Origin of the sequence: Paracoccus onubensis, assembly GCF_003591515.1 — a bacterium.
In the GTDB taxonomy this organism is placed as follows: domain Bacteria; phylum Pseudomonadota; class Alphaproteobacteria; order Rhodobacterales; family Rhodobacteraceae; genus Paracoccus; species Paracoccus onubensis.
In genome coordinates this window covers 98,129-111,903 of record NZ_QZCG01000016.1, presented here as the reverse complement: position 1 = coordinate 111,903, position 13,775 = coordinate 98,129, and the positions used below count along the sequence as shown (strand labels likewise).

The 13,775-nt window shown below is 62.0% G+C and carries 13 protein-coding genes; 10 read left to right on the top strand and 3 right to left on the bottom strand.

The features are described 5' to 3' along the window. From D3P04_RS20235 to D3P04_RS20215, 7 genes are all read left to right on the top strand, one after another. A partial coding sequence (locus D3P04_RS20235; RefSeq protein WP_182912947.1) for a PD-(D/E)XK nuclease family protein occupies positions 1–849 on the top strand: 849 nt, incomplete at its 5' end. Then, on the top strand, positions 842–4,213 hold the full coding sequence (gene addA, locus D3P04_RS20230; protein ID WP_119751679.1) for a double-strand break repair helicase AddA: 3,372 nt from the start codon (positions 842–844) through the stop codon (positions 4,211–4,213). The genes D3P04_RS20235 and addA, both read left to right, overlap by 8 nt. A gap of 58 nt (positions 4,214–4,271) precedes the next feature. Further along, the gene (gene trxA / locus D3P04_RS20225; RefSeq protein ID WP_119751678.1) at positions 4,272–4,592 is read left to right on the top strand and encodes a thioredoxin; all 321 of its coding nucleotides are present in this window, start codon (positions 4,272–4,274) and stop codon (positions 4,590–4,592) included. A 128-nt stretch (positions 4,593–4,720) separates the two neighbouring features. After that, on the top strand, positions 4,721–4,873 hold the full coding sequence (locus D3P04_RS23475) for a hypothetical protein (RefSeq protein ID WP_182912946.1): 153 nt from the start codon (positions 4,721–4,723) through the stop codon (positions 4,871–4,873). Positions 4,874–4,972: 99 nt separating this feature from the next. After that, a complete protein-coding gene (locus tag D3P04_RS23470) occupies positions 4,973–5,146 on the top strand; it encodes a hypothetical protein (RefSeq protein WP_182912945.1) in 174 nt (57 codons plus the stop codon). Between the two features lie 126 nt (positions 5,147–5,272). Beyond that, positions 5,273–5,734, top strand: a complete 462-nt coding sequence (locus tag D3P04_RS20220) for an EF-hand domain-containing protein (protein ID WP_182912944.1) — start codon at positions 5,273–5,275, stop codon at positions 5,732–5,734. 141 nt (positions 5,735–5,875) lie between these two features. Then, entirely contained in the window at positions 5,876–6,940 is a 1,065-nt protein-coding gene (locus tag D3P04_RS20215; protein WP_119751676.1) for a patatin-like phospholipase family protein, read from the top strand. Between the two features lie 26 nt (positions 6,941–6,966). Here D3P04_RS20215 and betA read toward each other — a convergent pair whose 3' ends face one another. The 3 genes from betA to betI form a co-directional block, all read right to left on the bottom strand. Continuing rightward, positions 6,967–8,553: a choline dehydrogenase gene (gene betA, locus D3P04_RS20210; protein ID WP_119751675.1), complete on the bottom strand. Its 1,587-nt coding sequence runs from the start codon at positions 8,551–8,553 to the stop codon at positions 6,967–6,969. 129 nt (positions 8,554–8,682) lie between these two features. Beyond that, a complete protein-coding gene (gene betB, locus D3P04_RS20205) occupies positions 8,683–10,122 on the bottom strand; it encodes a betaine-aldehyde dehydrogenase (RefSeq protein WP_182912949.1) in 1,440 nt (479 codons plus the stop codon). A gap of 2 nt (positions 10,123–10,124) precedes the next feature. After that, positions 10,125–10,691, bottom strand: coding sequence for a transcriptional regulator BetI (gene betI / locus D3P04_RS20200; RefSeq protein WP_119751673.1), 567 nt, complete (start codon positions 10,689–10,691; stop codon positions 10,125–10,127). Positions 10,692–10,778: 87 nt separating this feature from the next. On the opposite strand from betI, the gene D3P04_RS20195 reads away from it, so the two are divergent. The 3 genes from D3P04_RS20195 to choV all read left to right on the top strand — a co-directional run bounded on the left by D3P04_RS20195 (position 10,779) and on the right by choV (position 13,682). Further along, positions 10,779–11,720, top strand: a complete 942-nt coding sequence (locus D3P04_RS20195; RefSeq protein ID WP_119751672.1) for a choline ABC transporter substrate-binding protein — start codon at positions 10,779–10,781, stop codon at positions 11,718–11,720. Positions 11,721–11,808: 88 nt separating this feature from the next. Then, a complete protein-coding gene (gene choW / locus D3P04_RS20190; protein WP_119751671.1) occupies positions 11,809–12,657 on the top strand; it encodes a choline ABC transporter permease subunit in 849 nt (282 codons plus the stop codon). Beyond that, positions 12,654–13,682: a choline ABC transporter ATP-binding protein gene (choV, locus tag D3P04_RS20185; protein ID WP_119751670.1), complete on the top strand. Its 1,029-nt coding sequence runs from the start codon at positions 12,654–12,656 to the stop codon at positions 13,680–13,682. The genes choW and choV overlap by 4 nt, the downstream gene beginning before the upstream one ends. Positions 13,683–13,775: the final 93 nt, after the last annotated feature.

Here is a 13,775-nt window from a genome sequence, read left to right as displayed (position 1 = left end):
GTCCCGCCCGCTCCGCCGTTCCGGCAATTGCCTGTCACCGAGATCGCGCAGCTTATCCGCGACCCTTATGCTGTCTATGCCAGGCGTGTCCTTGGACTGCGCAAGCTGAACCCGTTGCGGCCCGAACCCGACGCCGCCCTGCGCGGCCAGACGCTGCATTCGATCGTCGAGCATTTGCTGAAAACCGGTCCGGGGCCGGATCTGGGCGCGGCGGAACTGCGCACACGATTGCTGCGGATCACCGCCGAGGTGCTTGAAGAACAGGTTCCCTGGCCCTCGGCCCGTGCATTCTGGCAGGCCCGGATCGAGAGGATTGCCGATCAGGTCGTCAGGGATGAGCTTGCCCGTTTGAGCGAAGGACGCCCGCAGGTGATCGAGAATCGCGGCGCCGTGTCGCTGAACGGAATGGATTTCCGCCTGATCGCGAAGCCTGACCGCATCGATCTGCTGAATGACGGCAGGGTCATGATCTATGACTATAAGTCCGGCAAGCCGCCGAGTGACAAGCAGATGGCGCATTTCGACAAGCAGCTGATGCTTGAAGCCGCCATGGCTCGGCGCGGAGGGTTTTCGGAACTTGGCCCGGTCGAGGTCGCGGGCATCCGCTATATCCGGCTTGGCGGTGAGGGCCGGACCGAGCCGCGCGATTATTCCGAGCAGATGGAGGCCGAAAGCTGGGATGGCTTCGTCCGGCTGATCGGTCATTATCTGTCCGGGCAGGCGGGTTTTGTCGCCATGCGGGCGCCGGAACTCCTGAGTTACGCGGGCGATTACGATCATCTTGCCCGCTATGGCGAGTGGGTGCTGACCGAGAAGGCGCAGCCCCGGAAGGTCGGCGATCATGGATGAGGCGACCAGAAACCAGATCGAAGCGGCCGATCCTGCCCGTTCGACATGGCTGACGGCCAATGCCGGCTCGGGCAAGACGCGGGTGCTGACCGACCGGGTTGCGCGGCTGCTGCTGCACGGCACCGCGCCCGAGCGGATCCTGTGTCTGACCTATACCAAGGCCGCGGCGACGGAAATGCAGAACCGGCTGCTGAAACGGCTTGGTGAATGGGCGATGCTGCCCGCGGCGAAGCTGGAAGCGGCGCTTCGCGAACTGGGAGAGCAAGGCGAAGTCGATCTGGCTGCGGCGCGCAGGCTGTTCGCCCGCGCCATCGAGGCGCCGGGCGGGCTGAAGGTACAGACAATTCACAGTTTCTGCGCGGCGCTTCTGAGGCGGTTTCCTTTGGAAGCGGACGTGCCCATGGGCTTTGCCGAGCTTGATGAGCGCAGCGCCCGCGCTCTTCGCTTTGCCATCATCGAGGAAATGGCGGAAGAGGATCATCCGGCGATCCGCGATCTGACGGCGCTGCATGGCGGTGACGATCTGGATCGCTTTCTGTCGGGCCTGTCCGAGGCGGATTTCAGCGGCCCGCCCGATGCCGATGCGATCTGGTCTGCTTTGGACCTGCCCAACGGGCTGGATCACGAGATTTTGCTGGGCGCGGTGTTCACGGGCGAGGAAGGGGGGCTTTTCGATGCGCTTATACCGATCCTCGCGGGTGGAAGCATCAACGATCAGAAGCTGGCGGCCAAGCTGAAAGGGGGCGACTGGTATTCGCCGGGTCTGGCAGAGCTTTCTCTGCTGATGGATGCTTTGCTGACGGGTGCGGGTACGAAAACCCCATTCGCCGCGAAGATCGGCAAGGCTCTGACGAAGGCTTTGCAGAACGGCCCCGCCGCGCCTTTCACGGACGATCTGAACGCGTTGATGTTGCGCGTTCAGGATGCGCGTCCGCAGGCGATGGCGCTTGATATCGCCCAGAAGACACTGACATTGCATCGCTTCGCCCATGAGTTCACGCAGCGGCTGGCAGCGCGGAAGGCTGCGCATGGCTGGCTGGATTTCGACGACCTGATCCGTCGCACCGCCCGGCTGCTGCATGAATCCAGCGTGGCGCAATGGGTGCTGTGGCGGCTTGACGGCGGGATCGACCATATCCTTGTGGACGAAGCGCAGGACACCAGCCCCGGGCAATGGACGGTCATCCGCAGCCTGACCGATGAATTCACCAGCGGCGCAGGGGCCAGAAGCCACAATCGCACCCTGTTCGTGGTGGGGGATCCGAAACAGTCGATCTATTCCTTTCAGGGTGCCGATATCGCCGTGTTCGAGGAAATGCGCGACCGTTTCGAACAGGATTTTCAGGCGATCCAAAGCCCGATGCAGCAGCGCGGGCTGTCGCATTCCTTCCGCTCGTCCCCGGCGATCCTGTCGCTGGTCGATGCGGTGTTTCAGGGCGATGCGGCGCAGGGGCTTGGCGATCCTCCGCGCCATATCGCCTTTCGTGACACTCTGCCGGGGCGGGTGGATATCTGGCCACCGATCCCCGAGCCCGACAAGCCCGAGCCGGGCGACTGGACCGATCCGGTGGATGCGCCCGCCGAGAATTCGGCCAGTGTGATGCTGGCGCGGGCGATTGCGGGACAGATCAAGGCGATGATCGGGACGCCGTTCTTTGACGCCAAGGCCAAGCGGGTCCGCGCAATCGGGCCGGGGGATATCCAGATCCTCGTGCAGCGCCGCGCTGCGCTGTTCGAGGAACTTATCCGCGAATGCAAGGTGCTGGATTTGCCCGTGGCCGGGGCGGACCGGCTGAAACTGGCCGCCGAACTGGCAGTACGCGACATCGTCGCCACGCTTTCCGTGCTGGTTACGCCCGAGGACGATCTGTCGCTGGCCGCTGCGCTGCGCTCGCCCCTGTTCGGCCTGTCCGAGGATGATCTGTACCGGCTGGCCGCAGGTCGCGGTCGCGTTTCGCTATGGCAGCGACTGGGCGAATCCGCGCATCAGGAGGCGCTTGAAACATTGCGCGATCTGGCCAGTGTGGCGGATATCATCCGGCCCTATGATCTGATCTCGCGGCTGCTCACCCGGCATGATGGTCGAAACGCGATGCTTGCCCGTCTGGGAGCCGAGGCCGAGGACGGGATTACCGAGCTGCTGTCGCAGGCATTGGCCTATGAACGGTTCGAGCCGCCCTCGCTGATCGGCTTTCTTGTCTGGCTTGCCGGTGATGATGTCGAGGTCAAGCGGCAACTTCCCGGCGGCGAGGGTGGGCTGATCCGCATCATGACGGTGCATGGGTCAAAGGGGCTGGAAAGTCCGGTGGTCATTCTGCCCGAAACCCAGAAACGCCGGGCCGACAGCCGGGCGCGAACCGTGCGTCTTGATGACATGCAGACATGGCGCGGCACGGCTGGCGAGCGGCCCGATCCGGTCTCTGACGCCGTCAATTTTCTTGCCCGGCGGCAAGAGGAAGAACGCCGCCGATTGCTTTACGTGGCGATGACACGGGCGGAAAGCTGGCTGATCGTGGCTGCCGCCGGAGATGCCGGCGACGGGCTTGAAAGCTGGCACGGCCTGATCCGCGACGGCGCGGAGCGGGTGAAGCTTGATTGCCGGAATATCGAGGTCGATGGGGTCGGCACGGTGCGGCGGCTGTCCTTTGGCGAATGGCCGGAAGACGGGATCGCAACCGGCCTCGCGCCTGTCGGGCAGGCTGAGCTTCCCGAATGGGCGCGGAGCCCTGCGCCACCGCCTCCACGGGCAGCCTTGCCGGTCGCCGCGACGTCGCTGGGCGGGGCAAAGGTGCTGGGCGCGCCGGTGGAAGATGCCGATCCCGCCGCGGCGATGCGTCGGGGAACGCGGCTGCATCTGCTGCTGGAATATCTGCCCGGCTCGTCGCGTGACGACTGGCCCGGACTGGCAAGAGCGGCCCTGACCGGGGCCGAGGGCGGATTGCCGGACCGGGACGAGTTCGAGTCGCTGATGAACGAGGCGCGGGCGGTCATAGACGCGCCGGATTTGTCCGAGGTGATGGCCCCTCCACCGGACGCGCAGATCCTGCGCGAGGTGCGGCTGACTGCGACGGTTCCGGGGATTGGCCTGTTGCACGGCACGATCGACCGGCTGATCCTGCGGGCGCAAGAGGTTCTGGCGATCGATTACAAATCGAATGCCGAACTTCCGCAGAAACCTGACCAGACACCTTTGGGTATCCTGCGCCAGATGGGCGCCTATCGTGCCGCGCTGCGGGGGATCTATCCCGATCGCACCGTGCGCACGGCTATTCTGTGGACCGCTGCGCCCAGTCTGATGGAACTTCCCGATTCACTTCTGGATCAGGTGATGGCGGCTCTTGACCCCGGCGTTCCGCGTCCATAGCTGTTAATGGAACCGTTGCGCCGGCCCTTCGGCGCACATCCCTCAAGGAGCATCAGACATGGCAACCGTGCATGTGAACGATTCTGAATTCGACGCCGAGGTCCGCAAGGCCGATACCGCCGTCATCGTGGATTTCTGGGCCGAATGGTGCGGACCATGCAAACAGATCGGCCCCGCTCTGGAAGAGCTGTCGGACGAATATGCCGGCAAGCTGAAAATCGTTAAGGTCAATGTGGACGAGAACCCCGAACAGGCCGCGGCCCTTGGTGTTCGCGGTATCCCTGCATTGTTCATGTTCAAGGATGGCGAAGTCATCTCGAACCGCATGGGTGCTGCTCCGAAAGCTGCGCTGAAAAGCTGGATCGACGAAAGCGTCTGATCCCCGCAATCCCGCCGCCCGGAGACATATTTCGGGTGGCGGTTTCACGGGCGGATATTCCCGCTGCGTGCTCCCCTGATCGCGTCATCTCTGCCCGGTTCATTCCATGAAAATGGCATGAACCCGTCATGATTTATCCGCTACAGACGCCGGGGCATGGCTTCAAATCACGCGTGGCAGGCAAGGCAGGAATATCGGCGGATCTGATTGGATGCGATCCGGGGCAGCAGCGGTCCAATGGCGGTGAAAACCTGTCGATCTGGCCAGTGTTCTTCTCGTGACCGTTCCGATATGCGCGGTCGAATACGGCGTTTCCAAAATTCTGGAAAATCTTTCCATAGAAATTTCGCAATAAAAACCGTGGTAACGGAGCATCTTCCATGCTGCGTGATTCTGATGAAATGCCCGATTGCGATCATGTCGGGTTTATCGTGACCCGCTGGGGCAGTACCGTGGAGCCGTTGGCGCTGTTCCATATTCGGCGGATGGCTTCGGGATTGACATGCACGTCGCCCGCCACCGGTCTGATGGCTGAAATCGGCCAAGTTCAATAGTATAATCCGGCGGAACCATGCCTAATGATACGAATTTACGACCCCACGGCTTTGTGCGGTTGTGTTGAAGACTCATGGTCGTGGAAGAATACACCCGTCGACACACGCAACCATAAGGAGACGGACGTGAAACTGAAGATCAAAGCAGGATTGCTATCTTCCATTGCCTGCCTGGGCACGGTCGCAATGTTGAGTTCTGCCAGCGCCGCCGGTTTTAGCGAATTGGATGCGAATGCGGACGGTCAGCTCGATCTGGCCGAGTTGGAGGCAAGCTTCGGGGCAAATGCCCAAAGCACGCTGGAAGCCTATGACAGCGATGGCGATGGCATGATCAGCGTCGCGGAGGCCGAGGCCATGGCCGCTGGTGCCGCGCCCGCCGCTCCGGATGCCGCTACGACGGCGGCGGAAGGTGAACTTGCGCCGGGTGTTGCGGAACCGGGCGCGGCCGCCGAAGCCGTCGAAGGCGAATTGCCGGCCGCCCCTGATGCCGCTGGCGCGGTCGATGGTGCGATCGAGCAACAGGCGCTTCCTCCCGCTGCTCCGGGAGCGGAAGCCGGGGCAGATACCGGCATGGAAGTCACCGAGTGATCTGACTTGAATCGCTCTGGCATGCCCCGGCCAATGATCTGGCCGGGGCTTCGCATTTCCGGATAACGGTCTCCCGGTATCTTGTGATCCCGTACCCACCGCCCCTATGCTGGGCCGTAACGATCAATGCAGGGGCCCGGGATGAAAGAGAAAACCATCAATCTCGCATTGCAGGGCGGCGGTGCGCATGGTGCCTATGCATGGGGTGTGCTCGACCGGATTCTGGATGAAAGCTGGCTGGGCATTGCCGCGATTACCGGCACCTCGGCGGGAGCCCTGAACGGCGCCGCTCTGAAAGCCGGGCTGGCGCGCCATAATGGTCTGCGGGGCCGGCAGGCGGCACGCGAGAATCTGGATTTTCTATGGGGCGAGGTCGGCCAGATTTCGGACAACAATGTCGTCCGCTGGCTGTATTCCATGGCTCCGATGCCACGCGGTCTGCAACGCCTGACCGAGATGTTTTCGCCCGCGGCGTGGATGGACAATCTGACAAGGGTCTTCAGCCCGTATGATTATGGCCCGTTCTATTCCAATCCGCTGGGGTCGGTATTGCGCGGGCTGCCCTATCCGGGGTTCAGCAGCGAGACGGGGCCAGAGCTTTTCGTGGCAGCGACGAATGTGCGCACCGGGCGGATCCGGGTTTTCACCGGGGCTCAGGCGACGCCGGACGCGGTCATGGCCTCGGCCTGCCTGCCGAACCTGTTTCGCGCCATCGAGCTGCGCGACCCCGTAACCGGCGAAACCGATGCATATTGGGACGGCGGGTTCACCGGCAATCCGGCACTGTTTCCGTTATATCGCAAACATCTTCCCGCAGATATCGTGATCGTGAACATCAATCCGATGATCCGTGACTGTCTGCCGAAGACGCCGGTGGAGATCACCGACCGGATGAATGAGATCAGCTTCAATTCGGCGCTGATGTCCGAATTGCGGGCCATCAATTTCGTCAAGCGCCTGCATTCCGAAGGCCGTCTGACGGATAAGCACATGAAGAATCCGCTGATTCACATGATCCTTGACGATATGCTGATGAACGATCTCACGGCGCGCTCGAAGACGATGCCAGAGCCGGGGCTGCTGGTCCGGATGAAAGAGGCCGGGCGCATGGCCGCCGATACCTTTCTGGAAAACCATGCGGATGACCTGAACAACCGCGATACGGTCGATCTGGCGGCGCTGTTCGCGGGAGTAAGCGTCGGCTGACGTCGCCGAGCCGCGGCGATCCGGAGCTATTTTTCCAGAATGTGATCCGCCGCCTTCTCTCCGATCATGATCGAGGGGCCGTTCAGGTTGCCATTGGTAATGCGCGGGAAGACCGAGCTGTCGGCTACCCGAAGATTCCCTGTTCCGATCACGCGAAGATCGGGATCGACCACGGCCTGCGGATCGTCAGGCTGCCCGATCTTTGCGGTGCCGCAGGGATGGAACGCGGATTCGGCATGTTTGCGAATGAAACCGTCGATCTGCTCATCGCTTTGAACTTCGGTTCCGGGCTGAATTTCGTCGCCCCGGTATTCCGCGAATGCGGGCTGATCGAAGATCTGCCGCGTCAGGCGCACGCAGGCCCGGAACTCCTTCCAGTCGTCGGGATGCGACATGTAGTCGAACCGGATCTCGGGCGCTTCGGCGGGATCGGCCGAGGCCAATCGGACCGTGCCGCGCGATTTCGAACGCATTGGTCCGACATGCGCCTGGAAACCGTGCCCCTTGGCCGCCGCCTTGCCGTCATAGCGAACCGCCAAAGGCAGGAAGTGATACTGGATATCCGGATAATCGATATCCTCGCCCGAACGGATGAAGCCGCAGCTTTCGAACTGGTTCGATGCGCCAAGCCCGGTCTTCTGCAACAACCATTCCACGCCGACCCGGGCCTTGCCCAGAAGATTGTAATAGGTATACAGGCTGACCGGCTTCAACGCCTTGTATTGCATGTAGATCTCAAGATGATCCTGCAAATTCGCGCCCACGCCGGGCCGGTCTGCGACCGGTGCGATTCCATGATCCCGCAGATGTGCTTCCGGGCCGATCCCCGACAGCATCAGCAGTTTCGGCGTATTGATCGAACCCGCCGACAGGATGACCTCGGACCCGGCGGTGATCTGCTCGACCTTGCCATCCCGTTCGATCTCGACGCCAAAGGCGCGGGTGCCGTTCAGCAGGATCCGCTGGGCAAGGGCGCGGATCACCCGCAGACGTCCTGTCTTCCGGGCCGGGCGCAGATAGGCATTGGCGGCCGACCAGCGGCGGCCTTTCCAGATCGTCGCCTCCATCGGGCCGAAACCTTCCTGATGCTCGCCGTTGTAATCCGCAGTATAAGGCCAGCCCGCCTCTTGGCCGGCCTTGATGAAGGTGTTGAAGAGCGGATTCCTGCGCTTGCCGCGGGTGATATGCAGCGGCCCGCTGTCGCCGCGCCATGCCGATTCGCCGCCATGCCATGTCTCCATGCGCTTGAAATATGGCAGCACATCCTCATAGCCCCAGCCGGTTGCGCCGCTTGCGGCCCAATGGTCGAAATCCTTGCGGTTGCCGCGCACGAAAACCATGCCATTGATCGAGGATGAGCCGCCCAGCACCTTCCCCCTCGGAGTGGCGAGGCGGCGATTGTTCAGATGCGGCTCGGGCTGGCTTGAATACCCCCAGTCATAGCGGGGCATGTTCATCGGGTAGCTGAGCGCGCCCGGCATCTGGATGAACACTCCCCGGTCACTGCCTCCGAACTCGATCAAGGTAACGGTCCGGCCCGCTTCGGTCAGACGGTAAGCCAGGGCACAACCGGCGCTGCCTGCCCCGACGATGACATAATCCGATTGGCTCATGACTGCATCTTTCTACCAGTTTCGGGAACAACCGGGTTCCGCTTCTTCTTTGCAAAAATACCTTCGGGTGGGGTCCGGGGAGGGCAGACAGCCCTTCCCGGCCTTCGCGGGACGCAAAACCGATATCGCCTAATAAGGGGCATCCACGCCGCCCATCCCCACATAGACGGATTTCAGTTGCGAATAATGCTCGATCGCGGCGGCGGAATTTTCCCGCCCCAGACCGGATTGCTTGACGGCGCCGAAGGGCATCTCGACCGGGGTCAGATTATAGCTGTTGATCCAGCAGGTTCCGGCCTGAAGCTGTGCGATAACGCGATGCGCGCGGGTCAGGTCCTGCGTGAACACGCCGGCGGCAAGGCCGAAGCCGGTTGCGTTGGCGCGGGTGATGACCTCTTCCTCGTCATGGAAGCCAAGCGTGGTCATGACCGGGCCGAAGATTTCATCCCGGGTGATGGTCATCTCATCGCTTGCATCGGTGAAGACGGTTGGCGGGATGAACGCGCCTTCGCCCGGGCCGCCACAGAGAAGCCGCGCCCCCTGTTCCAGTCCCGATGCGATGGCGGCACGGATTTTCCCGGCCTGCGCGGGATTGATGATCGGGCCATGCGTGGTCGCCGGATCCAGTGGATCGCCCATGCGGACATTGCGCACCCGCTCGGCCAGACGGTCAAGGAAGGCGTCGCGGATACCCTCTTGCAGGAAGACCCGCGTGCCATTCGAGCAGATCTGCCCCGAGGAATAGAAATTCGCCAGCATGGCGGCGCTGACCGCATGTTCGGGATTGGCGTCGTCGAACACGATCAGCGGGGATTTCCCTCCCAGTTCCATCGTGACATGGCGCATTCCTTCGGCAGCGGCGGCATAGACCTTGCGCCCGGTGGGAACCGAGCCCGTCAGCGATACCTTGTCCACATTCGGATCGGTGGCGAGGGCCGCACCGACTTCTGCGCGGCCCTGAACGACATTGAAGATTCCGGCGGGCAACCCGGCCTCAAGCAGGATCTCGGCCAGTTTCAATGCGCCAAGCGGGGTTTCCTCGGAGGGTTTGAAGACCATCGCATTCCCCATCACCAGGGCGGGTGCAGCCTTCCAGCAGGCGATCTGGCTGGGATAATTCCAGGCGCCGATTCCTGCGCAGACGCCCAGCGGTTCGCGCCGGGTATAGGCCCAGTCCCGCCCCAGAGGGATCATCTGCCCGGTGATCGAGGCGGCCAGCCCGCCAAAAAATTCAAGCGCCTGCGCACCCGATTCCCAGTCTGCGACCAGCGTTTCCTGAATCGGCTTGCCGGTATCCAGCGTTTCCAGCCGCGACAATTCCTCGTTCCGTTCGCGGATGATGGCGGCGGCCCGGCTCAGGACGCGGCCACGCTCAGCCGGGGCCAGTGCCGCCCATGCCGGCTGGGCACGGGCCGCGACACGGCAAGCCTCGGCTACCTGACCGGCCGAAGCTTCACGCAGGCTGGCGATTTCTTCGCCGGTATAGGGGTACAGGACCGGCAGCGCCCCGCCTTCACCCTCGACCGGGCGTCCGCCGATGAACAGGCTGGCGGCGGGTTGGGCGTTCAGCGTCATTTAAGCACCTCTTCGAGATAATCGTTGATGACATTCAGGGCCGCCGCGCCATCGGTCGGGCCGCGGGTCAGCACGGCGCGCAGATAGACGCCGTCGATCAGAGCGCCAAGCGTATCGGCGATGTCGGCGGGATGACCGGTCAGCGGCTCAAGCGCGACGATCAGGTTGGAGCGTAACCGGCAATGATAGACCCTCAGCAGACGTTCTGCCTGATTGTTCAGCAGGGCGAGCGCGTAAAAATTCAGCCATGCGCTGATCACCTCGCGCCGGAAATTCAGCGGCGCGAAACTGGCATTCAGAATTGCGTCCAAGCGGCCGCGCGGACCGTTTCCCGGTAATGCCTCGCGTACGGATTTTCCGTAGGTTGTCAGGATATGGCGCATCGCCGCGAGAAAGATCTGCTCTTTCGAGCCGAAATAATGATGGGCCAATGCAGGCGACATGCCGGCAGCGCGCGCAATCTGCGCGACGGTCACATCCAGCGATCCCGCCCGCCCGATTTCTGTAATGGCAGCGTTGATCAGCGCTGCTTTTCGGATAGGCTCGGCCCCAAGTTTCGGCATCTGGACACCCGCTGTCGGAGTTTTTGGTTGCTTTGACACTGTAACCGATGTTTAATTGACTGGTCAATCAATAACAGGGAGCAAAAAATGACCATTTCCCGCATTACCGCCGCGCTGGCATTGGCTGCCACCACGGCAGGTTCCGCTTTCGCCGCCGAGCCCGAGCAATGTCACAAGGTCGTGTTCTCGGATGTCGGCTGGACCGATATCACCGCAACGACGGCGATTGCCTCGACCGTGCTTCAGGGTATCGGCTACGAAACCGAAACCAAGGTTCTGTCCGTCCCGGTGACCTATACGGCGCTGTCCACGGATGATGTCGATGTGTTTCTTGGCAACTGGATGCCGACGATGGAGGCCGATATCGGCCCCTATGACGAGGCGGGCACCGTCGATACCGTCCGCACCAATCTGACCGGCGCCAAATATACATTGGCCACCAACAAGGCGGGGGCGGATCTTGGCATCGACGATTTCGCGAAGATCGCCGAACACAAGGATGCGCTTGAAGGCAAGATCTACGGGATCGAGCCGGGCAATGACGGCAACCGCCTGCTGCTGGAGATGGTGGCCGAGGACAAGTTCGGTCTTGGCACGTTCGAGGTTGTCGAATCCAGCGAACAGGGCATGCTGTCACAGGTCTCGCGCGCCGACAGCGCCGAGAAACCGGTGGTTTTCCTTGGATGGGAGCCCCATCCGATGAATGCACAGTTCGAAATGACCTATCTCACCGGCGGCGATGAGGTTTTCGGCCCGGATCTGGGGGGCGCTGAAGTGCGCACCAATACCCGCACGGGTTATCTCGAGGAATGCCCCAATATCGGGCAATTCCTGCAAAACCTTGAATTTACCCTCGAGATGGAAAACGAGGTCATGGGCAAAATCCTGAATGACGGGCAAGATCCTATGGACGCGGCGAAAGAATGGTTGAAAGATAACCCCGAGGCCGCGACGCCATGGCTGGACGGCGTGACAACGGTGGATGGCAACGATCCGACCGAAGCATTGAGCGAGGCACTGGCCGGATAAGGCTGACGGAAGACACGGGCGGCAGGCTTCCTTGCCGCCATCCGTGACGGGAACCCGTAGCAAGGACAGACAAGCGAGAGGACCTCCGATGGAAAATCTGACCGCATTGGTCACCGATCACAAGATTCCGATCGGGAAATCCGCGAAAACGGTTTTTGACTGGCTGAACGGCAATGCCTCGTGGTTGTTCAACAGTATCGCGAGTTTCATGGAATGGCTTATCGGCCAGATTCTCGGCGCACTCGAATACCCGCATCCATTTCTGTTCATCCTGCTTGCGGTGGCATTGACCTGGGCATTGCAGAGAAACTGGAAGACCTGCCTGCTGGTGGGACTGGGCTTTCTGTTCATTCTCAATCAGGGCTACTGGGAAGAAACCCTGCAATCCCTGACGCTGGTTCTGGCGGCCTGCATCGTCTGCATGGCCGTCGGCGTACCTGTCGGGATTGCCGCCGCGCATCGGCCACGGCTTTATGCATGGATGCGGCCTGTGCTGGATCTGATGCAGACGCTGCCGACCTTTGTCTATCTGATCCCGGCTATCGTGTTCTTCGGCATCGGCATGGTTCCCGGTCTGCTGGCGACGGTGATCTTTGTCCTGCCCGCGCCGATCCGGCTGACGCAGCTTGGTATCAGTTCGACGCCCCGGCCCCTTGTCGAGGCGGCGACGGCATTCGGTGCGACTCCGCGTCAATTGCTGTGGAAGGTCGAATTGCCCAGCGCGTTGCCGCAGATCATGGCGGGACTGAACCAGACGATCATGCTGTCGCTGTCCATGGTGGTCATCGCCGCGCTGGTCGGGGCCGCGGGGTTGGGCGTGCCGGTGGTTCGCGCATTGAACAGCGTGAATACTTCGCTTGGTTTCGAATCGGGCTTCGTGATCGTCATCGTGGCGATCATGCTTGACCGGATGCTGCGCATGGAGGGACGGAAATGAGTGAGCAAACTCCGAATGCCGTGGAATTCGACCGGGTCAGCATCGTGTTCGGCGATCAGCCGCAGGCGGCGCTGCCGCTGATGGATCAGGGCAAGGAACGCGGCGAGATCAAGGCCGAGACAGGGCAGGTGCTGGGGGTTCATGATTGCAGCGTCAATGTCGGGCAGGGCGAGATCCTTGTGCTGATGGGGCTGTCCGGGTCGGGAAAATCCACGCTTCTGCGTGCCGTCAATGCGCTTAACAAGGTCTGCCGGGGAGAGGTCCGGGTCTGGGACGGTAATCGGATGGCCACCGTTACAGGTGCCGAGAAACAATCCCTGCGCGATCTGCGTCTGCGCCATGTGGCCATGGTGTTTCAGCAATTCGGCCTGCTCCCCTGGCGCAGCGTGCGCGATAATGTCGGCCTTGGTCTGGAACTGGCGGGCATCTCGGCCAAGGAGCGGGCAGAGCGCGTCAACCGGCAGCTTGAGATGGTCGGGCTGATGGAATGGGCCGACCGCAAGGTTGGCGAGCTTTCGGGCGGGATGCAGCAAAGGGTCGGACTTGCCCGCGCTTTCGCCACCGATGCCCCGATTCTGCTGATGGATGAGCCGTTCAGTGCGCTTGACCCGCTTATCCGCGCACGTCTTCAGGACGAGTTGCTGGAATTGCAGGCCAAGACGCAGCGGACGATCATCTTCGTCAGTCACGATCTCGATGAGGCATTCAAACTGGGCAATCGCATCGCGCTGATGGAGGGCGGGCGGATCGTTCAGATCGGGACCGCGCGGGAAATCATCGCGACCCCGGCAAATGACTATGTTGCCGATTTCGTGGCGCATATGAACCCGCTTATCGTGCTGACGGCGTCGGATATCGCCGAACCGGGAGAGGCCGAGGGGGATGCCGTGCCTGCGGATATGCCTGTGCGCGAGGTCATGGAGATTCTGTCCGGGGCCCAGACCGACGCATTGCCGGTCGAGGGCGGAGGAAGAATTACCCGGGATGCCGTCATCAGCCGCCTGATCGCCCCTCAGGCGCGATAATCCGGAGGTGTATGTAGCGCTGCCCGGTTTCGGCGCGCAGTGGCCAAGTAATGACAATTCAGCGGTCTGTCGATCGCAGAAACGCCCGGGTGA

Bases quoted from the DNA above. Each gene is read 5' to 3' on its own strand.
- betA (WP_119751675.1), bottom strand. From the start codon at position 8,553: ATGAGCCAATCGGATTATGTCATCGTCGGGGCAGGCAGCGCCGGTTGT.
- betI (WP_119751673.1), bottom strand. From the start codon at position 10,691: ATGCCGAAACTTGGGGCCGAGCCTATCCGAAAAGCAGCGCTGATCAAC.
- choW (WP_119751671.1), top strand. From the start codon at position 11,809: ATGGAAAATCTGACCGCATTGGTCACCGATCACAAGATTCCGATCGGG.
- trxA (WP_119751678.1), top strand. From the start codon at position 4,272: ATGGCAACCGTGCATGTGAACGATTCTGAATTCGACGCCGAGGTCCGC.
- choV (WP_119751670.1), top strand. From the start codon at position 12,654: ATGAGTGAGCAAACTCCGAATGCCGTGGAATTCGACCGGGTCAGCATC.
- D3P04_RS20195 (WP_119751672.1), top strand. From the start codon at position 10,779: ATGACCATTTCCCGCATTACCGCCGCGCTGGCATTGGCTGCCACCACG.
- D3P04_RS23475 (WP_182912946.1), top strand. From the start codon at position 4,721: ATGATTTATCCGCTACAGACGCCGGGGCATGGCTTCAAATCACGCGTG.
- addA (WP_119751679.1), top strand. From the start codon at position 842: ATGGATGAGGCGACCAGAAACCAGATCGAAGCGGCCGATCCTGCCCGT.
- D3P04_RS20215 (WP_119751676.1), top strand. From the start codon at position 5,876: ATGAAAGAGAAAACCATCAATCTCGCATTGCAGGGCGGCGGTGCGCAT.
- D3P04_RS23470 (WP_182912945.1), top strand. From the start codon at position 4,973: ATGCTGCGTGATTCTGATGAAATGCCCGATTGCGATCATGTCGGGTTT.